Annotated in this window: 20 protein-coding genes and 1 pseudogene; 14 read left to right on the top strand and 7 right to left on the bottom strand. The window is 40.2% G+C overall.

All coding sequences use genetic code 11. The annotated features are described in order from the left end of the window. Positions 1 to 23: 23 nt before the first annotated feature. The 11 genes from HMPREF9071_RS03435 (at position 24) to HMPREF9071_RS03385 (ending at position 10989) form a co-directional block, all read left to right on the top strand. Positions 24 to 986, top strand: a complete 963-nt coding sequence (locus tag HMPREF9071_RS03435; protein WP_009745178.1) for a transporter — start codon at positions 24 to 26, stop codon at positions 984 to 986. A gap of 233 nt (positions 987 to 1219) precedes the next feature. Next, positions 1220 to 1831, top strand: coding sequence for a hypothetical protein (locus HMPREF9071_RS03430; RefSeq protein ID WP_009745177.1), 612 nt, complete (start codon positions 1220 to 1222; stop codon positions 1829 to 1831). A gap of 83 nt (positions 1832 to 1914) precedes the next feature. Next, positions 1915 to 2628, top strand: coding sequence for a GNAT family N-acetyltransferase (locus HMPREF9071_RS03425; RefSeq protein WP_009745176.1), 714 nt, complete (start codon positions 1915 to 1917; stop codon positions 2626 to 2628). An 88-nt stretch (positions 2629 to 2716) separates the two neighbouring features. Further along, positions 2717 to 3889 carry an AraC family transcriptional regulator gene (locus tag HMPREF9071_RS03420; protein ID WP_040357983.1) on the top strand — a complete coding sequence of 391 codons (1173 nt, stop codon included), beginning with the start codon at positions 2717 to 2719 and terminating at the stop codon, positions 3887 to 3889. Between the two features lie 242 nt (positions 3890 to 4131). After that, positions 4132 to 6471, top strand: a complete 2340-nt coding sequence (locus tag HMPREF9071_RS03415; protein ID WP_009745174.1) for a TonB-dependent receptor — start codon at positions 4132 to 4134, stop codon at positions 6469 to 6471. Positions 6472 to 6519: 48 nt separating this feature from the next. After that, complete coding sequence (locus HMPREF9071_RS03410) at positions 6520 to 7326, top strand: CPBP family intramembrane glutamic endopeptidase (RefSeq protein ID WP_009745173.1); 807 nt, start codon at positions 6520 to 6522, stop codon at positions 7324 to 7326. Between the two features lie 77 nt (positions 7327 to 7403). Continuing rightward, complete coding sequence (locus HMPREF9071_RS03405; protein ID WP_009745172.1) at positions 7404 to 7694, top strand: hypothetical protein; 291 nt, start codon at positions 7404 to 7406, stop codon at positions 7692 to 7694. Continuing rightward, positions 7694 to 8308: a CDP-alcohol phosphatidyltransferase family protein gene (locus HMPREF9071_RS03400; protein ID WP_009745171.1), complete on the top strand. Its 615-nt coding sequence runs from the start codon at positions 7694 to 7696 to the stop codon at positions 8306 to 8308. Before HMPREF9071_RS03405 ends, HMPREF9071_RS03400 begins: the two co-directional genes overlap by 1 nt. A 12-nt stretch (positions 8309 to 8320) precedes the next feature. Continuing rightward, positions 8321 to 8785 (top strand): SMI1/KNR4 family protein, encoded by a 465-nt coding sequence (locus HMPREF9071_RS03395; protein ID WP_009745170.1) that lies wholly within the window; start codon positions 8321 to 8323, stop codon positions 8783 to 8785. A gap of 4 nt (positions 8786 to 8789) precedes the next feature. Beyond that, complete coding sequence (locus HMPREF9071_RS03390) at positions 8790 to 10118, top strand: NAD(P)H-binding protein (RefSeq protein ID WP_009745169.1); 1329 nt, start codon at positions 8790 to 8792, stop codon at positions 10116 to 10118. Positions 10119 to 10122: 4 nt separating this feature from the next. After that, positions 10123 to 10989: an SDR family oxidoreductase gene (locus HMPREF9071_RS03385; protein WP_009745168.1), complete on the top strand. Its 867-nt coding sequence runs from the start codon at positions 10123 to 10125 to the stop codon at positions 10987 to 10989. Positions 10990 to 11066: 77 nt separating this feature from the next. On the opposite strand, the gene HMPREF9071_RS03380 is transcribed toward HMPREF9071_RS03385, so the two are convergent. The 3 genes from HMPREF9071_RS03380 to gldB are packed head-to-tail and all read right to left on the bottom strand — an operon-like array spanning position 11067 to position 13361. Next, on the bottom strand, positions 11067 to 12059 hold the full coding sequence (locus HMPREF9071_RS03380; RefSeq protein WP_009745167.1) for a Gfo/Idh/MocA family protein: 993 nt from the start codon (positions 12057 to 12059) through the stop codon (positions 11067 to 11069). Between the two features lie 12 nt (positions 12060 to 12071). Further along, on the bottom strand, positions 12072 to 12404 hold the full coding sequence (gene gldC / locus HMPREF9071_RS03375; RefSeq protein WP_009745166.1) for a gliding motility protein GldC: 333 nt from the start codon (positions 12402 to 12404) through the stop codon (positions 12072 to 12074). Positions 12405 to 12407: 3 nt separating this feature from the next. Continuing rightward, the gene (gene gldB / locus HMPREF9071_RS03370; protein WP_009745165.1) at positions 12408 to 13361 is read right to left on the bottom strand and encodes a gliding motility lipoprotein GldB; all 954 of its coding nucleotides are present in this window, start codon (positions 13359 to 13361) and stop codon (positions 12408 to 12410) included. Positions 13362 to 13440: 79 nt separating this feature from the next. On the opposite strand from gldB, the gene HMPREF9071_RS03365 reads away from it, so the two are divergent. Further along, positions 13441 to 14469 carry an o-succinylbenzoate synthase gene (locus HMPREF9071_RS03365; protein WP_040357980.1) on the top strand — a complete coding sequence of 343 codons (1029 nt, stop codon included), beginning with the start codon at positions 13441 to 13443 and terminating at the stop codon, positions 14467 to 14469. Here the strand turns inward: HMPREF9071_RS03365 and ccsA are convergent. The 4 genes and pseudogenes from ccsA to nrfH all read right to left on the bottom strand — a co-directional run bounded on the left by ccsA (position 14461) and on the right by nrfH (position 18910). Continuing rightward, on the bottom strand, positions 14461 to 15255 hold the full coding sequence (gene ccsA, locus HMPREF9071_RS03360; protein WP_009745163.1) for a cytochrome c biogenesis protein CcsA: 795 nt from the start codon (positions 15253 to 15255) through the stop codon (positions 14461 to 14463). The two genes, HMPREF9071_RS03365 and ccsA, sit on opposite strands and share 9 nt — an antisense overlap. Before the next feature lie 66 nt (positions 15256 to 15321). Beyond that, positions 15322 to 16527, bottom strand: a pseudogene (locus HMPREF9071_RS03355) (cytochrome c biogenesis protein ResB). A 279-nt stretch (positions 16528 to 16806) separates the two neighbouring features. Then, positions 16807 to 18273 carry an ammonia-forming cytochrome c nitrite reductase gene (gene nrfA, locus HMPREF9071_RS03350; protein ID WP_040358242.1) on the bottom strand — a complete coding sequence of 489 codons (1467 nt, stop codon included), beginning with the start codon at positions 18271 to 18273 and terminating at the stop codon, positions 16807 to 16809. A 31-nt stretch (positions 18274 to 18304) separates the two neighbouring features. After that, entirely contained in the window at positions 18305 to 18910 is a 606-nt protein-coding gene (gene nrfH, locus HMPREF9071_RS03345) for a cytochrome c nitrite reductase small subunit (protein ID WP_009745159.1), read from the bottom strand. Positions 18911 to 19065: 155 nt separating this feature from the next. On the opposite strand from nrfH, the gene HMPREF9071_RS03340 reads away from it, so the two are divergent. Beyond that, positions 19066 to 20409, top strand: coding sequence for an alginate export family protein (locus HMPREF9071_RS03340; RefSeq protein ID WP_009745158.1), 1344 nt, complete (start codon positions 19066 to 19068; stop codon positions 20407 to 20409). Positions 20410 to 20604: 195 nt separating this feature from the next. Next, entirely contained in the window at positions 20605 to 22869 is a 2265-nt protein-coding gene (locus HMPREF9071_RS03335; RefSeq protein ID WP_009745156.1) for an inorganic phosphate transporter, read from the top strand. The last annotated feature ends 42 nt before the right edge of the window (positions 22870 to 22911 follow it).

Below are 22911 nucleotides of genomic sequence, written 5' to 3'. Positions count from 1 at the left end.
CCCTCTGATTGCCTAATTTACCTATGTCTAAGTTTATTCGTTTTATAAAGAATTGGACCCTCCCTCTCTCCATGGGGATAGGAGCGGTGGCATACTTAGTATTCTACTATGTGGAGGCTTTGGAAGGACTCTCACAAAGGCTTGCTCCTGTGTTTGACAGTATATTGCCTCTGTTCATGTTCCTTATACTGTATGTTACCTTTTGCAAAGTAGATTTCAAGAAATTAGCCCCTGTACAATGGCACTTCTGGACAGCTGTTTTTCAGTTACTTTTTGTATCGGGTATTGTAGTGGCGATTCTTTTTTTACATATCATTGGAAAGGAACTGATCCTTTTAGAGAGCATACTTGCTTGTATTATAAGTCCATGTGCTGCTGCGGCAGCTGTAGTAACCCTCAAGCTCGGGGGTAATTTAGAACAGATGACCACTTATACCTTTCTTTCCAATCTCCTCTGTGCACTACTTATCCCCGTATGTTTCCCTCTGATAGAACCTGCTTCGCAAATGACCTTTTGGAGTGCCTTCTCAATCATAATGCAGAAGGTATGTTTAGTATTGGTGGTTCCTATGTTATTGGCACTCCTTACTAAGAGCCTCCCCCTACTCCATCGCTTCCACCAATGGCTCATACATATCCCTGACCTTTCCTTTTACCTCTGGGGATGCTCACTAATGATTGTTACTGGCACGACTCTCAAGAATATCTTCCATGCACAAACAAGCATATCTTTCCTATTACTCATCGCTTTCTCAGGATTAGTACTATGCCTTTTACAATATGCTGTAGGACGCTTAATAGGTCGTTTTTTTGCTTCTTCTATTGAGGCAGGACAGGCTTTAGGACAGAAGAATACCGCCTTTGCTATCTGGATAGCCGCCACTTACTTACATCCGCTCTCCACTGTAGGACCTGGTTGTTACATCCTTTGGCAGAATATTATCAATTCCATAGAAATATGGAAAAGAGGAAAATACAAGGCTTAGTTTTTCATTATTTATCCATCACTTGCTGTAGCAGCTATACAAGAAATCACTTGAAAGTTAAAAACCTCCCTTTTCACACGATAGCTTTTTCCAGCTTGTAATTCCATAACATTGCTATTTTTAAAACACAAAGACACAACTAATTTGCAAATTAATTGTATCTTTGCACAATCATACTAAATCAAACCTATACAAATATGTAAACGACTTATTGGAAGATTAACAACTTTTTTATGAGAAGACTTACTTATTTAGTTTTACTGCTTATATGGATACCTATCTCAGCACAAGAAGAATCATGGGTGCGTAGTAGTAGCTTAGGATTTCGGGGAGGACTGAACTTTGCTAATTTATCCATTAGAGGGGATGGTGAATATAATCCCACCCAAAAACCCTATGCCGGATTAGTATATACCGATTATGTTTATAATTTTCTTGCCGCTAAGTTTGAGCTCACTTATTCAGGACAAGGAGGCAAATACGAATACTCTGAAAAAAATATTAACGCCGTCTATTCTATCCCTTACCTATCATTAGGCTATGTAATGAGTTTTAACTTTCTCTCTGCAATGCGCTTGGACTGCGGGGGCTCTGTAGATTTTGTTCTAAGCAGAGATTCTCATATCCCTGAGCAACGAATGATAGACCTAACGGGCTTCATGGGGCTTGAACTGCGAATTACTGAGCAACTTTCCTTAGAAGGACGTATAAAAGGAGGTTTTTGGAGTGTTACTAAAGCAAATACCAACGAATATCCTTTCCGATATGACCCGAAAAATGTAGTGTATCAAATAGGGATCCTATATTACTTCAATCTTGATGTATGGAAAGATAAGAAGAAATGATAAGGAAAATACAACCTAATTAATGTTTTATCACAAAATCGCTATTTATCTCTGTTTAAGAAAGAAATAATACAACAATAGCCATGACTTATAACGAATTCCAACAACCTATCGGCGAGTCTCTTCCTGATTATAAGGAAGGACAATCCCCTAAAATACAACGCTTAGAGGGAAAATATTGCATACTGGAGCACCTCTCTGCTGAAAAACATCTCAGCGACCTATATTATTTTTATGGCAAACCATACGCTGAGCTTAAGGACTGGACATATCTGTCTTCCTCTCCTGTAGCCAATAAGGAAGAGTTATTAGCTTTACTTATGAAGCAAGAAGCCTCCACTGACCCTTATTATTTTGTTATTATGGACAAAAAAGGAGGAAAGGCTATTGGTACATTTGCCTTAATGCAGATTGACCCCAAAAACCGCGTAATAGAAGTAGGTACGGTTATTTTCTCTAAAGCACTCCAACGTACCCGAATGGCAACTGAAGCTCAATATTTATTGGCAAAGTATGTATTTGAAACCTTAAGATACCGCCGTTATGAATGGAAATGTGATGCACTGAATGCTCCCTCACGATATGCAGCACAACGGTTGGGATTTATCTATGAGGGTACCTTTCGGCAAGCAATTGTTTATAAAGGTCGCACGCGTGATACGGCATGGTTCTCTATGATAGATAAAGAATGGAAAGGCAATCGTCAAGCCTTTGAACAATGGTTATCAGAGGACAATTTTACTATAGATGGCTTTCAAAAGCATTCGTTAAGTGAACTTAAGAGAAATTTGAGTTGATTTGTAATTATTTTATACTTTCATACATTGAATTATTTAGCAATTATCAATGAAACTAAACTAATTAACAAATTAGTAAATTAAAAAAATGAGTAGTCTTTTTACAATTGGTATTTTCTTGAGTTTCTTCCTATCAACATTATTGTTTAGCAAGTCCCATAAAAGTCTATCCGACAATATACTAGGAGTATGGTTGGTATCTATTGGTATCTATTTATTAAACTACTATCTACACTATTTAGGGTATTGGGAACAATATCCTCATTTAGTAGGAGCTACACACCCTTTCCCCCTTTTGTTTGCACCTTTTGTATATCTCTATGTGGTTACTAACCTACGCCAACCGCAACGACTTTACTGGTGGGACAGCTTGCACTTTTTGCCTTTTATACTTACCTACATACTGATGTTTCCTTTCCTTTTTGGTTACTCCGCTACTGAGAAAACAATAATAGACCAAGCCGATTATCATAGCTCCTATCAATGGTTATTTACGCTTTCATTTATAGCTTTTGTAGTGGTGAGTGTGATCTATTCAGTATTGGCTTATCAGAAAATCAATCAATATGAACAGATGATAAGTCAGCAATTTGCCTATAACGAAGGTATCAGCCTACAGTGGCTACGACTGTTGCTCCTTGGGTTTGGACTGATTTTCTCTGTGATGATAGTGGGATATATAGTGCAATTTCTGTTAGAAGTTACATTAGGAGTTAATATAGAACTTATTTTCTTAGGTCTCTTTGTCTTGCTTATAGGGTTTATTGGCTTCTGGGGCATACGGTATCAGGGAATTTTTAGTGTTGAAAAACAAAAGTTTTTTATAAAGAATTTAGCCTTACCCGACCAATCTGACAATTCAGACTATATTGAACCTTCTCCATTCCCCAAAACTCCTGAATACCACAAATCGGGATTGAAAGCGGAAGATGCAAGGAAACTACACCAACAGTTATTGGATTTAATGAAAAATAAAAAGCCTTATTTAGAGTCGAAGCTTTCTTTAGGACAATTGGCTGAAATGTTAGGTGTACCACCAAATCACCTTTCACAAATCATTAATCAGTACGAAGGAAAGAATTTTTATGACTTTGTGAACAGCTATCGTGTCGAAGAGTTTATCGCTTTGGCAAAGAAAGACATTGATAAGAATTTTAATCTTCTGGGGCTTGCCTATGAAGCGGGCTTTAACTCTAAATCATCTTTCAATCAAGTGTTTAAGAAAATTACGGGTAAAACACCGAGTGAATTTGTGAATTAGGCGCGAGAAGCATAGTTTAGCATGTCCAAACCTTCACGCTCATCCCTCTTTTCGCAACCTCAGACCCATCCACCCCGCACAATTCTTCCGACGAATAAAACCTCCCTAACCCCTTACTTCACTACCAATTAATCATTAATCACTAAACATTAACCATTAAAAAATGCGTCTATTCCCTCACGCTTGGGCGATGCCTCTTGTTTTCTGCTGTACTTTTGCACCAAATTTCAAAAGCAAACAGCATGAAAACTTTTTTGAACATTATCCTATTTTTATTAGTGCCTTTTATAGCTCATGGGCAGAATTTTACTCAAACTATCAAGGGAAAAGTTTTTGACCAAAGCACCCATGAACCTCTGTTGGGAGCTACTGTAATAGTGCAACATTCCGATCCCGTTATCGGCACTACTACCGATGAGGCGGGTAATTTTACACTCTCCAATCTTCCGTTAGGTAGGGTTGCACTACAAATTTCATATATAGGCTACGAAAGTCTTGTGATTCCCGAGGTGATGCTCACCTCAGCCAAGGAAGTAGTGCTCAATATCGCTCTCAAGGAAGCCATTACCGAAATGGAAGGAGTAGAAGTGGTAGCTGGCATCCATAAAGAGAAAGCACTCAACCCTATGGCTACTGTAAGTGCTCGTACTTTTTCAGTAGAGGAAACACAGCGCTATGCTGGCGGGCTTAGCGACCCTGCGCGTTTGGCTTCTGCCTTTGCAGGGGTCTCTACGGGTAACTTGCAGGACAACTCTATCGTCGTACGCGGGAATGCACCCCAAGGTGTGCAATGGCGATTGGAAGGAGTGGAAATCCCTTCACCTCAGCATTTTTCTGGGGGGAATGTCATCGGGGGCGGACTCATTACGCTTTTTAGCAATCAGGTAATTGGCAATTCCGATTTTCTTACAGGGGCTTTCCCTGCCGAGTACGGCAATGCGCTCGCAGCTGTTTTTGATGTGAAAATGCGCACTGGTAACACTTCCCGCTACGAGCATACGGCACAAGTGGGCGTATTAGGGCTCGACTTTGCTTCTGAGGGTCCGCTTTCACGCGCCAAAGGCTCTTCTTATCTTTTTAACTATCGCTATTCTGCTTTGGGATTACTCAATGATTTGAAAATCAATAAAACCGGTCAGCATATTAAGTACCAAGATTTTTCGTTTAAACTAAATTTCCCTACCGAAAAAGCAGGTACATTCTCTCTTTGGGGTATCGGGGGGATTGACAACACTCATAAAGATGCTTTAAACTCCCCAACCGACTGGAAAACTGATATCGACCGCGTGAATAACAATTGGGATACTTATGTGGGTACAGTAGGGTTGCGCCACCAAATCACCGCTGGCGAGTGCAGTTTTGTAGAATCACACGTCGCTTTTTCGGGTACTGATGACCGTATTAGCACCGATTACCTTTCCGATGATGCTTCTGTGTTCACCCCCGATAGCCGACTTAAAAAACAAAACGGCACACTCACTTTGGCGACCTCGCTCACTCATAAACTCTCTCCTTTGGCTACTTTAAAAGTAGGGATTTCATCTAAACAACTTTTCTACAAGTATAACCTCAGCGCTGCACAGGATTATGTGCCTTCCACTTATGCACGTATCGTCAATTCGGCAGGCAACACGCATCTTACCGAAGGCTATGCTCAACTCAAATACCAGCTATCGCCTTCACTTTTGGCTAACGTGGGATTGCGCACTCACTATTTTGGTTTGAGTAAAGAACTCTCTCTTGAAAGTAGGGCAGGATTGGTTTGGAAACTTTCCGATAAACACAGTTTGAGCTTTGGTTATGGCAAACACTCTCAAGGAGAAGATTTGAATGTGTATATGATAGAGGTAGGAGGCGTAGCTGTAAATAAGGATTTGAAACTTAGCGATGCACATCATTTTGTGTTAGGTTACGACTGGATGCTTACCGATAAATTGCGTTTCAAAGCCGAAGCCTATTATCAATATCTGTGGAATATACCAGGGGAAGAGGGTACTAGCTACTCACTTATCAATTTGCGACGGGCGTTGTATCTCAACAAAGCACTTGTGAATAATACCAAAGGGCGCAATTATGGTATCGACCTTACTTTGGAGCGCTTTTTGGGTGATAATTATTATTACCTTATCACGGGTTCTATCTTCAAATCCGAATACAAAGCGGGTGATAATGTGTGGCGTAATACGCGCTATAACAAAGGTTTTGTACTGAATGCCCTCTTTGGTAAAGAATTCTATTTCGCCAATAACCGCAAGGTGCTCGATGTGAATGCGCGTGTGAGTGTAACCGGAGGTGAGCGTTACAGTCCGATTTTGGAAAGCCAATCGTTAGCCCAAAAACGCGTAATATACGATGAAAGTCGGGCTTTTAGCGAGCAATTCCGCACCCTTACCTACGCCGACCTTACTGTGAATTACCGCATCAACCACCGCAAGAGCAGTAGCGTGTTCTCTTTCCAAATGAAGAATGTACTCGGTGCGCCTATCTATATCGACCATAATTACAATTACCAAACCGGCGCGATTGAGCTCAGCAAAGCTACTTTGGTGATTCCTAATATCAGTTATAAAATAGAATTCTAGTGCGAGCCGCACAGGCACTTTTCACTATTCATTATTCACTTTTTACTTATGAAAAAATATAATCACCCTATTTTGTTTTTTACCCTTTCCCTTGTGATTCCTTGGGTATTGTGGTTTGTGGTGGCTTATTGGAGTCACCAGCCAAAAGCACCTAATGCTTTTTGGACAGGCTTTTTTGAATTGGCAGGTTTGTTAGCGCCTATGGGCGTGGCTACCTACCTCTTTACACGCAATAAGGAGCTCTTATCCGACCTCAAAACGCGTTTTATAGGTAGAAATTTGCTCACCAACCGCTATTTTTGGATTACCCTCTTGTTTCCACCCCTTTCCATTGTCGTGGCACAGCTACTTTCGCTCGATTTAGGACATAGTCTCGACCAGTTTTACATTTCGGGAGAGCCTAGTTTCAGTTCAGCTCCTTTCAACGCTTGGTTTGTGCTCTGTTTGGCGCCAGTGGTCGAAGAATTGGCTTGGCATACTTACGGCACTGATGCTTTGCGTAGCAGGTGGACGCTTTTCACCTCATCGCTCATCTTTACCGTGTATTGGGGGTTGTGGCATTTGCCCTTGTTCTTTGTAAAAGACTACTACCAAAGCAATGTACAAGCCGAGGGGTGGCTCTATACAGCCAACTTTTTCGTGAGTCTGTTTGCCTTTGTGTTTATCATCAACTGGCTGTATTACAAATCGGGGCGCAACGTGCTGGTAGCCATATTGTTCCATTTGGTAGCCAATGTTTCCAACGAAATCTTCGCCACCCACCCCGATAGCAAACTGATACAAACAGGCTTATTCGCTGTACTAATGGTATATATATTAGTGAAAGAGAAAAAACTATTTTTCAGTGGAACCTAAGCCCCTAACACCTATCTCCTAATTTGGTTATTAGCAAATAAATACCTACTTTTGTGGAGTAAAAACACCTTTCAGTTATGCAAAAACAAAGAACAGGTATCATTCACTTTCTTACTAAAGAAGAAAGCGGACGGCAACACCCTCCTACGGGTGAAGTCTATTATGCCACCACTCATATTGCGCAACTGGATCAGCCCAATTGGAGTATCGTGATTACCTTTGACAAGCCAATAAAAGAGGATGAATACAGTGCTTTATGCCAAGTGAGATTCTTGTTTGACCACGCCCCTCACCCTATTTTGGACGAACTGAAAGAAATGGAGGTCTATGAAGGCGCTAAAATCGTAGGAAGAATTGTGTTTGAATAATGAAAATGCTATTAAACAAATTACCCTATTTACTGATACTATTTCGGTTTTTATTAGCCCCTACCATCTTGTGGGTGGCATATAAAGTAGAAGAACCTACAGCAAGACTATGGATAGTAGTCTTTATTGTATTAGGATTGTTATCGGATATTTTCGATGGGATTATTGCACGCTATATGGGAGTATGCACCGTGGCAATGCGGCGAATGGATAGTCAAACGGATTTGATATTTTGGCTGTGTGTGGGCGTGGTGTGTTATCACCTGAATCCTACCTTGATAGCTGCCTATCGGTATGAAATCATTGCCCTTTTTGTAATGGAAGGACTCTGCTATGGTGTGAGTTTTTGGCGGTTCGGCAAAGAAACTTGTACACACGCTTTTCTTTCCAAGCTGTGGGGTGTATGCTTATTAGTGGCTTTTATCTCGCTTATAGGCTTTGGTTATGGAGGTTTCTCTTTACTCTTGGCAATCTATTGGGGGCTTTTCTCACAATTAGATGTCATTCTTATCATTTTGTTACTCCCTAAATGGCAGAACGATATCCCCAGTGCTTATCACGCTTACCTACTGAGAAAAGGAAAACAAATAAAGAAACACAAACTATTCAATTAAATAATTAATAATATGAATTATCTGAGGAGATTAAAACAGAGTGGGGAATTTGAGTACTCTCTGGGTGCTAATGCGGATGAAATTAAGCATATAGAAGATGAATTAGGCATATTACTCCCTGAAGTATATGTAGATTTTCTATCGGAATGTGGGTCGTGTAATTATGGAGATGTTTACATCAATGGTATTTACAAAGAAGAGGGTAGCATATCCTATCCCGTTGTAACACTGACCAAGCAACTAAGGGAGGATTTGCATCTCTCGGAGGATTTCATTGTACTACACTACGAAGTAGATGAGTTTCTAACGCTATATAAAGTATCTAATAGAATTCGCCTAAAAGATGCTAAAGTTTTTGGAGCAGAGGTTTGCTGTAATGATAAGGGCATCTTTGAAATATATAAACCAACCCCTATGTTTGATTCTTTTGATGCATATTTTGAAGATTTTTTAGCTTTAGGGGAAGAAGAAGAGTAAACAAATGAAAACAGAAAAAATATTATTAGCAGGAGCAACCGGCTATTTAGGTCAGTATATACTGGCTGCACTCTTAAGAGAAGAATACCCGACCCGCATTGTGGTACGCAACAAATCGAAGCTCTCCCCTGCCCTACTCACACACCCACTATTGGAGGTAGTGGAAGCAGAGGTAACACAACCTGACACCTTACAAGGGGTATGTAAAGGGGTGCATAAGGTGATTTCTTCTGTAGGGATTACCCGCCAAAAAGATGGACTCACCTATGAGCAAGTAGACTTCCAAGCCAACAAGAACCTACTCGATGAAGCCTTGCTCGAAGGCGTACGTAAGTTCATATATGTATCCGTATTCAAGGGAGAAGCCATGCGACATATAGCCATTGGAGCGGCTAAAGAGCGCTTTGTAGATACGCTTAAGGCCAGTGGATTAGACTACTGTATCATACGCCCCAGTGGTTTTTATAGCGATATGACTGTCTTTTTGAAAATGGCGAAGAAGGACAAAATATGCCTATTTGGCAAAGGACAATATGCTATGAATCCCATTCATGGGGAAGACTTAGCCGAGGTCTGTGTCGCCCAATTGGAGGGTTATGAACGGGAAGTCAATGTAGGAGGAGCTGAGATTTTTACACAAACAGAGATGGCTCGTTTGGCTTTTGAGGTACTACATAAGCCAGCTAATATAAGTTATTTACCTGACTGGGTACGGCGTTTGATCCTAAAAATGGGCAAATACCTCCTCCCTAAAAGTATCTATGGTGCTATAGAATTTTTCCTTACCATTATGGCAATGGATGCTGTAGCTCCTATGCAAGTAGGTAAGCATCGGTTAAAGGCGTTTTTTGAATCTATAAATTCATCAGCTGATAGATATTATCTAAAACGATTAAAACAGAGTGGAGAATTTGAGTATTCTCTAGGGGCTAATGCTGAAGAAATTAAGCATATAGAAGAGGAATTGGGCATATTGCTTCCTGAAGTATATGTAAATTTTCTTTCAGAATGTGGTTCTTGCAACTATGGCGATGTGTATATCAATGGTATTTACAAAGAAAAAGACAGTATATCTTATCCTATTGTGGAACTAACTAAACAACTAAGAGAGGACTTACATCTCTCAGAGGATTTTATCGTACTACATTACGAGGTGGACGAGTTCCTAACCTTATATAAAGTTTCTAATAGGGTACGCCTAAAAGATGCGAAGGTCTTCGAAGCAGAGGTTTATTGCAATGATAAGGGGGCCTTTGAAATCGACAAACCTACGCCCATGTTTGATTCCTTTGAGGAATATTTCGAAGACTTTTTAGACTTAGCAGAAGATTAACCCAATGAAAACAGAAAAAATATTATTAGCCGGAGCGACCGGTTATTTAGGTCAGTTTATATTAACTGAACTCTTAAAAAAAGAATATCCTACCCGCATTGTAGTGCGCAATAAGTCAAAAATAGCGCCCGCCTTACTTACCCACCCATTATTAGAAGTAGTCGAGGCTGAGGTAACAAAACCCAATACTTTACTCGGTGTGTGCAAGGGGGTTACCCAAGTGATTTCCGCTGTCGGAATTACTCGGCAGAAAGACAAACTCACCTACGAGCAAGTAGATTATGCAGCTAACAAAAACTTACTTGACGAAGCACTGCGCTCGGGGGTACGTAAGTTCGTATATATTTCCGTATTAAACGGCGAAGCACTACGTCCTATTGCCATTGGGGCTGCCAAAGAGCGTTTTGTAGAGGCTCTTAAAACCAGTGGGATGGACTACTGTATTGTGCGACCCTCGGCTTTCTATAGCGATATAGCCACCTTTTTCAAGATGGCAAAAGAGGACAAAATACGTCTGTTTAGCAAAGGACAATACGTCATGAATCCTATTCACGGTGAGGATTTAGCCCAGGTGTGTGTAGCGCAATTAGAGAGCTCCGAAAAGGAAGTGAATGTAGGAGGGGCTGAGGTGTTCACCCAGTATGAAATCGCTGCTTTGGCTTTCGAGGTGTTACATAAGCCTGTGAAGGTCAGTTTTTTGCCTGATTGGGTACGGAAGTCCGTTTTGAAAATAGGCAAATATCTCTTGCCTAAAAGTGCTTACGGCACTATAGAATTCGTTTTCACCGTAATGGCAATGGATTCGGTAGCGCCAATGAAAGTAGGAAAACATAGGCTGAAGGCATTTTTTGAGGAACTAAACCAAAAATAATACTTCCTTAGGGAAAACATCAGCCTCTCCCAAAGTACATCTATATACCCTAAGAAAAATGAGAAGAAAAGTCTTTCCTAATGGAAAGACTTAAAATTTTCCTCTATTTTAGCCACGATTTTCTTAGCAAGTCGGAGGGCTTCAGTACCTTGTAGAAGCGTTACAATAGGAGTGGTATCATTCTCAATAGCATCGGCGAAGGTTTCTAATTCGTTAAGGATTGCATTGGAAGGGAGTACCTCTGGATATTCAAAGTATATCTGCTTACGTTCCCCTTCAGCATTCTGGAGAACTATATCATATTCATTAGGTTCCTTAGGAGCATCCTTCATGCGCACTACTTCCACTTTTTTCTCCAAGAAATCCACTGAGATATAAGCATCCTTCTGAAAGAAACGGCTCTTACGCATGTTCTTCATGGAGATACGACTTGCCGTAAGGTTTGCCACGCATCCGTTCTCAAACTCAATACGAGCATTGGTAATATCGGGGGACTTACTAATGACCGCCACTCCACTGGCTTCTATGTGTTTTACAGGGGATTGTACTACACTCAGGAGCACATCTATATCATGAATCATCAAGTCAAGTACTACGGAGACATCTGTTCCTCTTGGATTGAACTCAGCCAACCGATGTGCCTCAATGAACATAGGGTTTTCAATAGAATGTTTAGCAGAAAGAAAGGCAGGGTTAAAACGTTCTACATGTCCTACCTGTCCTTTAAGATGCTTTTTCTCTAATAGGTGAAAAATTTTCTCTGCTTCTTCTACGGTACTGGTAATTGGCTTTTCAATAAAAAGATGTCTGTTCGCCTCAATAGCCTTCATAGCACACTCATAATGAGAGAGTGTAGGAGTTACAATATCCACTACTTCCACTGCCTGAATGAGTTGGTCTATATTATCATAATAGGTATAGCCAAACTCCTCTACTACTTTTTGGGCTTGTTCTCTGTCTGGGTCATAAAAGCCCATGAGTTCATATCTTTGAGATTGACTAAGGAGTTTCAAATGAATTTTTCCTAAATGTCCAGCTCCTAGAACTCCTATTTTTAGTTTACTTTTCATCTTAATTCATAATTATTTTTTAGTAATTTCCATTTTCTCAGCGAAATATTCACAGAAATCACGCATAGTGTCGGTCATTTTTTGGTCTTGTGTCGCTTTATAGAAAGTATCTGCCATAGTTTGAAATGTTTGGTAAAAAAAAACCTTCATTTCATCCAGGGGCATATCCTTTGTCCACAGATCTATTCGGAGGGCTTCTTTGGTTTTATGATCCCATACTGCCAGAAACATAGCTTTTGCTTCTTGGCGGGAGATCCCTCCATCAGGAGCATCCCAAAGGATCCGTTCAGGGACACGGTTTTCATCCAGTTCTACTTTCAAATTTATTTCAGAAGTATGATTCATTTTCTATTTTTTAGGTTTATAATTTGCCTTTTTAAAGAGTTCCTCCGTAGAAATTAATCCTAATTTTTGGAGAGCCTCAGGATGTTTTTCCATATATTGTTTCACAATAGAAAGCCCTATGAATCGTCCTACACCTCCAGGGGATTGGTTGTCCAATTCTAAATAAAATTTGGAGAAAGGAGCTATATCGATAAATCTGCTAAGTATCTTTCTATCGGTACTATATAGGAGTTGATTTTCTATAAAATACCGCCATATTTGAGCCTCATTCTCCTGTGCCCATTGGTATTTTTCCTGAGTATATTTTAATATATCTTTCTCTTGCATAGAAGGTAAGAAACGTTGTGCTAAGTAAAGTATTTTTCCTTCATATACCATAGCATCCAAGAAAGTAGCATTCCGCTCAGGAGGAATGATTGCTCGAGCAAAAGCTAAAGCCACATCCACGGGGAGATACTTTTTATCCATTTCCTGTGCTATATATCCATCAATATCCACATAAAAGGGATGTTTCGCTCCTAAATAATTGTCCAGACCTATGACCAGTAAACTGTCTGCATATATCACTCGAGAAGAATAATCCACATCAGAGGTTACGGTAACTACCTTAACAGATTTAAAATGAGGAAAGTAATACTTGATATGCTGGTAAATACGCTTAATTTCTTTCTTCTCTTGAGAGAAATCTCCGAAAGTTCTCTCTGTTTCCGAGAAGAGCGCCCTTTGTAAAGAATCTGCCTGTTTCTCAAGCCATTCTTCATCTGTAGTATTTTCAGGAAAAAAAAGAGGATATTTAGCCTTTATTTGAACGAATTCTTTAGCAGGGGTATGAAAAAAAATAGAATCAATTCGTAATACCTTCACTTCCATAGGAATTTGAGCTATCTTCCTTTCAGTACGGTTACATCCTAATAGGATAAGACTTAGTGTTATAAATAAAAAATAGAAATATTTCATCTTCTAAAAATTCAGTGGCAAAAATAATAATTTTTATCGGAAAAATCACTAATTTTGTTGCTAATTTGTAAAAACAATGATGAAAGCTACTTATCAAAAATATACCCTACAGTTCAAGCGACCTGCGGGTACCTCGCGTGGGGTACTAACCGAGAAACCTACTTGGCTGCTGACCATAGAAGATAACGGACGTCATGGTATAGGCGAATGTAGTCCGCTGCCAGGTCTAAGTATAGACAACCTGTCCGATTACCAACACAGCAAACTTCTATGGACTTGTAATCATATTTCCTTAGGCAAAGATATCCTTTGGGAACAACTCAAGAGCTACCCCTCTATCCAGTTTGGAGTGGAGCAGGCTTTCCGTTCACTAGAAGCCCAAGAGGAAGGAGTGCTTTTTCCCTCAGCCTTCACAGAGGGGAAGGAGGCGATCCCCATCAATGGGCTCATATGGATGGGTGATAAGAACTTCATGCAGCAACAAATACGAGAAAAACTCTCTCAAGGCTTCCACTGTATCAAGATGAAGATTGGGGCTATAGATTTTGAGACAGAATATGACCTCCTTAAAGGCATTCGTCAGGAATACACACCTTCTGACATAGAACTTCGGGTAGATGCTAATGGTGCCTTCTCGCCCCTCGATGCCTTGGAAAAACTCAAACGGCTTTCTGACCTACAGCTCCACTCCATAGAACAACCTATTCGGGCAGGACAGTATGAGGCGATGGCTCACCTTTGTGAAACCTCTCCCCTACCCATTGCCTTGGATGAGGAACTCATAGGTATTGTTTGCCCTTATCGGAAAGAAGAGATGCTTCAATGGATAAAACCTGCCTATATTATCCTAAAGCCTTCACTCATAGGCGGGTACAAAGGTAGTGAAGAATGGATTTCTCTTGCAGAAAAAGAAAACATAGATTGGTGGGTTACCTCAGCCCTTGAGGGAAACGTAGGGCTTTCTGCTATTGCTCAATGGACTTTCACCCTAAAGACTAATATTCCACAAGGTTTGGGCACAGGAAGTCTCTATACCAACAATTTTCCAAGTTCTCTGAAAGTAGAAAAAGGAAAACTCTGGTACAAGCCTACATCCTCCTTATCCTGAATATGTATGTACACTCATCTGTGCTGTAGGTAGGTAGTTCACACCAAACCAACATATTAGCAGAAGAAGAAAAGCAACTCCTACAATTACAAAGCTCTGAAAAGGTTTCTTTTCTTTGTGATTGTACTTATGATGAAGATACACTAAATAGCCAAGCCATGTGATAAAAGCCCATGTTTCCTTAGGATCCCACGTCCAATAGTGCCCCCAAGCCTCCTTAGCCCATAATGCTCCAAAGAGCAAGCCAAAGGTGAGAAATACGTAGCCGACCTTAATGAGCTGGTCGGTTATTAAGAATACTGAATGTACCTCTCGTCCTTTTCTATAGCGATAGATGCCGTAGAAAGCGGTGAGTGAAGCCATACCCAGCATCGCATAAGCAAAGATATATACGATAACATGTGGGATAAACCATACACTCTGCAAGGCAGGCATCAGGGCTTTGTTCATCGTGTCGGGGTGAGTGAAGGTAAGCATTACGAACACAATCCCCATTACAGCCGAGTAACTAAGCATCCACTTTTGGCGATAGAGCAAGTAGATAGCATAGCCTATAAGCCCCATAAAGAAGGCATACCAAATACGTGTTTCAGCAAGGGTACGTAAGGGTGGACGCTCTAAGCTTTGCCAAAGAGCCACAATAAAAACCCCTACCCCTAAGGTAGCCACCAAATGACCGATAACCCCTATCTTTCTGAAGGCTCTGTTTTTGCTATAAATAAGCACCCCTCCTAATAGCCACAAGGCTACTGATAAATAGGTTACTATATCAAAATAAGACCACATTATTAATGATTAATTTTTAATGATTTGTCATTATGAATAGATTAAGAACTCTAATCCTTTTACTTTTTACTTTTTATTTTTTACCTCAAAGAGCATTGCTACACCTCCTGCAATAAGTAGGAAAATACCAACATAAACTAAGGGTAGCCAAGGGTCAGAGATAAGCTCTACGACACTGAGCTCTGACCAACGTCCCATGCGTTCATCATAACTGACCTGGTATATGCGCCATCTATCTACTTTGATAGGATGATTTACCTCTATTTTCTCTTCCAGGATCTCATTTTTCCCTTTTTGGTACACCAATATTTTTGATTGAAATTTGCGAGCCTCAGGGGGTGCCATCACTAAGGTATGTTCTTTGTCCAAATCAATAGCACGCGGTGAAAATTGGAAATTCCCTGCTGATATCCAATCGGTTTTCTTCTGATGAGTACGAAGGTCTTCTACAGTTACTTTAGCTGCATTAGTCGCTCCCCACATAGTATGATTCACATAAGTGCTATCGGTATTTGGAATTGCCTTTTCAAGATATTGGTGTAGGGTAATCCTCCAGTGAAGTAATGTGGTACTCTCCTCGTCTTTCTCAAGCATAAAACCCTGTGGTTTTTCCTTAGGTAAAGCTGAACCTGTGGAATCTATCACGAAGAGTTTATTAGGGTAAATATCTATACTGAACTCCTTGAGTTCTAAAGCAAGAGGGAGTTGTACTATTTGGTTATCCTCCGTAAAGGCACGCCATTCGGGCTTATCCTTGTATAAGTTCATCTTGAGACGTACAATATCACCTTGTCCCAATATACCTGCGAACATCGTAAGCCATAAGCCAAAATGATTGAGGAGGAAAGGGATATTCTTTCGTTGGTATACCATCGATCGCTTAAGGATAGAGAACCAAAGATTCATCAGTGCCAATAGGAAGATGATGCCAAAGTACCACGTTTTGGTAAGATCCTCTAAGCCCAATTTGCCCACGAAGCTATGAGCCACTTCTTAAGGATTTACATTGATACTTCCTAACCCGATAGTGAGCGTCCCAAGGGTTACGACTGTAACAATAGCAAAAGGTGCTGAAGAGAAGCGTACAATAAAGTTCGTTTTCCTACAGATAAAATATACAGCCGTAGTGAGTACCACAAAGGCAAAGCCCTCTATCACATTGTAAGGAAAGCTAAACCAGCTTTTGCTAATACTCCCTAAGGTGAGTTGTAGTACCAACCCTATCATAAGGGATACACATGCTACGAGAACAGCGAAAGGATATTGCTTCATTTGTTAGTGAAAAGAAAGCCCCAAAACTTCCTAAGAGGAACAATCTGCAAAAGAGATTATAAATTAAGGGGTCATTATGAAAATAAATATTATTAATGAGAAACTTTGCCAAAGTTTGAGACTTTGGCAAAGTTTGTATTTATTGCCTATATGGGCAAATTGCCTCTTGCTATATAGACAATTTTTGTTTTATGGGCAAATTACCTTTTGTTATATAGGCAAATTTTGTTTTATGGGCGAATTGCCATTCGCCCCTACATTGTCATTTGTAATTCATCATTACTTTTGAGTTACTAAACGACCTTCTTTTTTGGCTTCTTCTATCCATTTAGGGACGATTGTCTCCAAGAAGCGTTTCTTAGCAGCTTTTTCTTTTTCCATATCCAAACCTATTTCTTTTTGAGCTTTGGCTTTAGTGCTGATATCAGGCATTACGAAAGCTGCTTTAATATTCAGTTTGTTAGTGAGGTTATCCATATCAGTTTCGGCTTGCATAGCAAAAGTCATACCGTCACTAAGTACACGCATAGCTTCTACTGGAGCATGAAAAGCAGCACCATGGGAAGCGGTGATATAGTCCCAACGCCATTGAGATTTGCGTAACAAAGCCAAAATAGGTTTCATTTGTTCTTCAGTAGCACCATTATCCCATAAGAATTTGGCTTTAAAGTGATCCTTAGCCAATTGCTTTTCTAAACGGTTGCGCAAAGAGAATACAGCATTTTGACGGTCTTCAACATTTTTAACCAATTCTTTTTCACTTTGACGGTGGCAAGTTTGGCAACTTGCTGTTACGTTACGTAAGGGACTGCTAATTTGGTGATCAGAGAATTTCACAGCGCCATCGGTTTTGTAAGGCATGTGACAGTCAGCACAGGATACACCACGTTGTGCGTGGATACCAAATTGTGAAATTTCAAAGTCAGGGTGTTGTGCCTTGATAATAGGAGTACGGCTTATTTTGTGGACATAATCTGTCCAACCGGATTCATCATAATATTTCTCCATATCCTCCACTGCTTTTCCCTCATCCCAAGGGAAGGTAAGATATTTTTTATCTCCTTTGAAATAATACTCTACGTGGCACTGAGCACATACAAGTGAACGCATTTCTTGGTGAGTAGCCTTATTAATATCGCGACCTTGGCGAGCAAAAGCCTCAACAAGAGCAGGCTGAGAAATAGCAAGACTCATTGTTTTGGTATTGTGACAAGTAGCACAACCAATAGGGTTTACGATCTCACTACCCCACTTGTCCCAAGGAGCACTATAATAAGCTTCCAATCCTACTTTCTTCATTAGGCGAGGTACATCAGGGCTTTTACAAGTCCAGCAAGTACCTGGCTGGGGAGAATGTGTAGAATCGGTAGGGGCACCCGTACGGAGGATTTTGGTAACATCCTCAATGGCATGCATGTGTCCGCGCGGAGCATTGTATTCCTTAGAGAATGCATAACCTGCCCAAAGTATGACCATTTCAGGACGTTGCTCAAGCATATCGTCATCTTGACTGCTCATATACTTAGAATGAAAAGTGGTATCGGCAGTAGCTGCCCAAGAGTCATACTCGCGAGGATAGAACGGTGCATACAGTTCATTACGACACTCTTGATCGGCAAGGTTATTACCTTCTTTAGCAATTATTTTAGCTTCCGTTGATCTATTCATTATTGAACTTGCTAGTAGTCCTAATAAGAAGGTAACTATTGCCAATATACCTGCAATTAACCAATGTTTCTTTTTCATCATCATATAAATTATAATTTCATTTTTAGTGTTACTTTTTACTTTTAGTGGCTATTTCTTGTAGCCAATCGGGGATATTAGCGCTCATGTCATCAATAATAGGTACAGGAGCGTCAGGAGTAGCATTAAGTCCACGTACACGGCTGTGTGGCACCTCACGATGGCATTCCCAGCACAATTTACCATTATTGGCATGTGCCATAGGGGCAGTTACCTCACCCGCTTGTACTTCACTGACTAAAGTACTGTGGCAACGGATACAGTTCTCTTGTACTACCTTTTGTCCTGGAGCATGCATTTTTATTACTTGGGGTTCCATTCGAAAAGTAAACATGGTCGCATGGCGAAGCCCATCATTAGCTTTGAAATAGTACTTGCGAAACACATTATCATGAGGTACATGACAATCGTTACACACGGTATTACGTCCGTGTGAGGAATGAGACCATGTAGCATACTCAGGTTTCATAATATGGCAGTTTACGCACGCATTAGGATCGTCGGACAGGTAGGAATGAGCCTTAGAGATATAAAATACATACCCACTAAGTCCTATCAGTATTCCTACTAACGCAGGAATAAGGAACCGAAAAAAGCGATTCTTATTAACTGGAGTTTCTTTATTGGATACTGTCATATATACTATATATAGTTAAACTTTTTAATATATCTGCGTTGCAAAATTAAAAAAAATTTTTAATTTTGCAACGCAAGAACATCATTTACAGTATTTTATTTTCATTCTAAATAAAAATACTATATTAATTTCAAAAATTATAAATATGACATATTATGAAAGTTAATTTTTTATCTATCACAACATTGGGCATTGGTTTTATTCTGTGTCCCAATCTAGTGAAAGCACAGGAAGAGATTTCTACCACAGAAGGTTTGGATACAGAGCCACAAAATGCTTTCACTCTTTCCGCTCAATTACGCCCGCGTCTTGAGTATCGCAATGGTGCCTATCGCCCTTTACAAGAGGGAGAAGCCCCTGCTATTCTCACTAATAACCGATTGCGACTGAACTTTGACTACAAGCACAGTGATCGTTTGCATCTATACGTTTCTCTGCAGAACGTAAACGTTTGGGGACAAGCCCCTCAAATACAAGCGGTGGATAGAACAGGAGGCATGTCGGTCTTTGAAGCGTATGCGGCTTTCCCACTTGCCAATACACTCAATGCTAAGATTGGTAGGCAGGTAATCGCCTTAGATGATGATCGTATCTTCGGGTCACTTGATTGGCACCCTGCCGGTCGTAGTCATGATGCTGTGAATCTCAACTGGATGCCTTCTGAACAATGGACTCTTCGCAGTTTCTTTGCTTACAACCAGTCGGGCAATGCAACAGCATTATTGAACGTAAATACCCCCAGTGGGCAACACTTTACCCCAGGGGCTGGACAAGACTACCAACACTTAGAAGCCCTCCATGCCCATTACAGTATTAGTGAAGCACAACAGCTATCATTCTTGTTTGCTAATTTAGGATATCGTACAGATAACAGTGCCGACCAAAATATGCAAACGTTTGGAGCATATTATACTGGCAAAAGCAACCCGTTAAGCTATAGTGCTTCCGCCTATATGCAAACAGGTAAAAATGCTAGTGGTGCTAAAAAGAGTGCTTTCTTACTCGCTGCAAATGTAGGTTATAGGGTTACCCCTTCCTTTGGACTCACTGCTGGAGTAGATTATCTCAGTGGAAATGCTTCTGATGATACCTCCGGCAAGGATAAAGCCTTCAATCCTTTCAGTGGTACTAACCACAAGTTCTATGGCTTTATGGACTATTATTATGTAGGATTCACCCCTAATGTAGGCTTACTTAATCCTTATCTTACTGCCAATGTACGCACTGGAGAAAAGAGTAACCTCAGTGCTACCTATCACTTTTTTGCGCCCGCTGCTAAGTTTAAAACTGATAAGAAACACAATAGTCTCGGCAGTGAAATAGACCTTGTGTACAACCTAAAACTACAATCCTTCATTGGATTGCAAGTAGGGTACTCTACTTACTTTGCTAATGATGGAGCGAAAGCGCTCAAAAATACTCCCAACGCTCGCAGCTACCAAGATTGGTTCTGGTGTAGCCTCAACATCAATCCAGAAATATTTTCAGCAAAATTTTAAGGAATTCCTAAGAGGAGAGGCTTTCTGAAAAGGATAGCCTCCCCTTTTTCTTTATTTAGTACCTCAAGATCACTTCTTATTATCCAATAGAACTTCTGACTTCTCCAAGACAGCCCCATTATTCCTTAAAAAACTTCTTCTTTTATAGCATAATTCTCATAAAAAAATCGGATATTTGCACCAAAATACAAAAGAATGGAACAGGTTTATATCTTTACCCTTTTTGCACTTTTTGTTTTAGCCACTTTTGACCTTACTGTAGGGGTGAGCAATGATGCGGTGAACTTTCTTAATTCCGCAGTGAGTTCACGTGCTGCCAAACTTCGCACTATTATGATAGTGGCAAGTATAGGGGTTGGAATAGGAGCTATCTTCTCCAATGGAATGATGGAAATCGCCAAGAAAGGTATCTTTAATCCGGAGATGTTCTATTTTGAAGAACTGATGGTTATCTTTGCCTCCGTCATGTTAGCAGATATTGTTCTTTTAGACTTCTTTAATAATATAGGCTTACCCACTTCCACGACTATCTCCATTGTTTTTGAACTTTTAGGAGCTTCTGTAGGGGTTGCTTTTGTCAAGGAATTAAAGGTCAATGATAGGATTATTCATGTAATAGATGCTGTAACGGATTATATCAATACAGGCAAGGTAGGGCAGGTAATTTCAGCCATCTTTATGTCGGTATTCATTGCTTTTGTAGTAGGTTCCTTTATACAATTTATCACACGCCTTATCTTTACCTTTAATTTTGAGAGGAGGATGCGCTACTTTAGTGGTATTGTAGGAGGAATTTCCCTTACTGCCTTAAGTTACTTTCTAATCATCAAAGGATTAGGAGGACTTTCTTTTATTCATAAGGAGCAATTAGAATGGGTAGAGACCCACACCTCTCTTCTTCTGGGGTGCTTTTTTATTTTCTTTGCTTTCTTAGGGCAAATACTCTATTGGTGTAAGGTAAGCATCTGGAAGGTAATTATTCTTTCAGGAACTTTTGCTTTAGCTATGGCTTTTGCAGGGAATGACTTGGTTAACTTCATTGGAGTCCCTGTCGCTGCTTGGGATTCCTTTCAACTATGGGAGGCTGCAGGAACCCCCAACCATTCCTTAACGATGGAAGCTTTACGAGAGAATGCACAGACTCCTCAGATATTCTTACTGCTGGCTGGTCTGTTAATGATTCTTACCTTATGGTTCTCTAAGAAAACTTTGCATGTCATGCAAACCGAGATGAAACTCTCTCAGCAAAGTACTGGAAAAGAAAGATTTGAAGCTACAGGGCTCTCTCGTGGCATTGTCCGTTTCAGTGTATGGATTACCTCTGTGTTGGAAGAATTTATTCCCAAGAAAATATTAGAACGTATAAATAGTCGTTTTGAGAAACCCTTAGAAAGAGAAGATTCCTCATACGACAAGCCTGCTTATGATGTCATTCGTGCAGCAACCAATTTGGTAGTCTCCAGTAGCCTTATTGCTGTAGGCACTTCCTTCAAACTTCCCCTTTCCACTACCTATGTTACCTTCATGGTAGCTATGGGTACTTCACTTGCTGATAGGGCTTGGGGGAGAGAATCTGCTGTATTTCGCGTAGCAGGTGTGTTCAATGTTATTGGAGGGTGGTTTATTACCGCTGGCGCTGCCTTTGTTATGGGGCTTATTATCGCTGCTATTCTCTTCTATGGGGAAATTTATGCCCTAATTACCATGATATTCCTTGTAGGTTATCTGGTCGTTAGAAATGCTATTGCTTATCGGAAAAGACAAAGAAAAGAGAAAGAGGCTCAGAAGAAACGTTTTAATAAAGAAGACCTTATTACCATCAGTGGGATTATGAAAATTAGCTCCCAGAATATTGCAGGAGCCGTACAAACCATTGATGAACTCTACAATGAAGTGATAGATAACTTAGCGGTAGAGAATCATAAGGGATTAAAAGTTTGTAAGAAGAAAGCCAAAGCTCTCTCCTCCGATATAGAAGATCTGAAAAGTGATATTTATTACTTTATCCGCTCCATTGATGATAGTTCTGTAACTTCCAGTAAGTTCTATATTCTAATCTTGGACTACCTCCATAGTATGTCCAACTCTATCAGCTTTATTGCGGACACTAGCTATACTCATGTGGATAACAATCACAAAAAGCTAAAATACAATCACATACGTAACCTGAAGACCATCTCTGAGAAAATGCACCGCCAATTCCAGAAGATATTAGAAATCCTTAATATCTCCATGTATTCCAATTCTACAACACAGCTTATCAAGGATGTAAATGCTATTAAGGATGAGATTTCTGAGCTGATAGAGAAACAGATTCGCGACATTCGTACCACTGAGTCCAGCCCCAAGAATACCAAACTTTATTTCAGTTTGTTATTGGAAACACGGGTATTGATTCGTTCTATCATTAACCTAATGACACTGTTTAAGAACTTCAAAGACCAATACAAGGAGATTTAGAATAATAACCAATGATTATAATAGAAAAGTGCTTACAGCCCA

The organism is Capnocytophaga sp. oral taxon 338 str. F0234 (assembly GCF_000192225.1).
In the GTDB taxonomy this organism is placed as follows: domain Bacteria; phylum Bacteroidota; class Bacteroidia; order Flavobacteriales; family Flavobacteriaceae; genus Capnocytophaga.
The sequence above is the reverse complement of the archived record's forward strand: the minus strand, read 5'-3'. Positions and strand labels throughout refer to the sequence as shown.

Excerpts from the sequence above, each read along its gene's own strand:
- nrfA (WP_040358242.1), bottom strand. The coding sequence starts at position 18,273 with ATGAAAAAGAAACATTGGTTAATTGCAGGTATATTGGCAATAGTTACC.
- nrfH (WP_009745159.1), bottom strand. The coding sequence starts at position 18,910 with ATGACAGTATCCAATAAAGAAACTCCAGTTAATAAGAATCGCTTTTTT.
- HMPREF9071_RS03435 (WP_009745178.1), top strand. The coding sequence starts at position 24 with ATGTCTAAGTTTATTCGTTTTATAAAGAATTGGACCCTCCCTCTCTCC.
- HMPREF9071_RS03365 (WP_040357980.1), top strand. The coding sequence starts at position 13,441 with ATGAAAGCTACTTATCAAAAATATACCCTACAGTTCAAGCGACCTGCG.
- HMPREF9071_RS03420 (WP_040357983.1), top strand. The coding sequence starts at position 2,717 with ATGAGTAGTCTTTTTACAATTGGTATTTTCTTGAGTTTCTTCCTATCA.
- HMPREF9071_RS03400 (WP_009745171.1), top strand. The coding sequence starts at position 7,694 with ATGAAAATGCTATTAAACAAATTACCCTATTTACTGATACTATTTCGG.
- gldB (WP_009745165.1), bottom strand. The coding sequence starts at position 13,361 with ATGAAATATTTCTATTTTTTATTTATAACACTAAGTCTTATCCTATTA.
- HMPREF9071_RS03385 (WP_009745168.1), top strand. The coding sequence starts at position 10,123 with ATGAAAACAGAAAAAATATTATTAGCCGGAGCGACCGGTTATTTAGGT.
- HMPREF9071_RS03405 (WP_009745172.1), top strand. The coding sequence starts at position 7,404 with ATGCAAAAACAAAGAACAGGTATCATTCACTTTCTTACTAAAGAAGAA.
- HMPREF9071_RS03335 (WP_009745156.1), top strand. The coding sequence starts at position 20,605 with ATGGAACAGGTTTATATCTTTACCCTTTTTGCACTTTTTGTTTTAGCC.
- HMPREF9071_RS03425 (WP_009745176.1), top strand. The coding sequence starts at position 1,915 with ATGACTTATAACGAATTCCAACAACCTATCGGCGAGTCTCTTCCTGAT.
- gldC (WP_009745166.1), bottom strand. The coding sequence starts at position 12,404 with ATGAATCATACTTCTGAAATAAATTTGAAAGTAGAACTGGATGAAAAC.
- ccsA (WP_009745163.1), bottom strand. The coding sequence starts at position 15,255 with ATGTGGTCTTATTTTGATATAGTAACCTATTTATCAGTAGCCTTGTGG.
- HMPREF9071_RS03415 (WP_009745174.1), top strand. The coding sequence starts at position 4,132 with ATGAAAACTTTTTTGAACATTATCCTATTTTTATTAGTGCCTTTTATA.
- HMPREF9071_RS03410 (WP_009745173.1), top strand. The coding sequence starts at position 6,520 with ATGAAAAAATATAATCACCCTATTTTGTTTTTTACCCTTTCCCTTGTG.
- HMPREF9071_RS03430 (WP_009745177.1), top strand. The coding sequence starts at position 1,220 with ATGAGAAGACTTACTTATTTAGTTTTACTGCTTATATGGATACCTATC.
- HMPREF9071_RS03395 (WP_009745170.1), top strand. The coding sequence starts at position 8,321 with ATGAATTATCTGAGGAGATTAAAACAGAGTGGGGAATTTGAGTACTCT.
- HMPREF9071_RS03340 (WP_009745158.1), top strand. The coding sequence starts at position 19,066 with ATGAAAGTTAATTTTTTATCTATCACAACATTGGGCATTGGTTTTATT.
- HMPREF9071_RS03390 (WP_009745169.1), top strand. The coding sequence starts at position 8,790 with ATGAAAACAGAAAAAATATTATTAGCAGGAGCAACCGGCTATTTAGGT.
- HMPREF9071_RS03380 (WP_009745167.1), bottom strand. The coding sequence starts at position 12,059 with ATGAAAAGTAAACTAAAAATAGGAGTTCTAGGAGCTGGACATTTAGGA.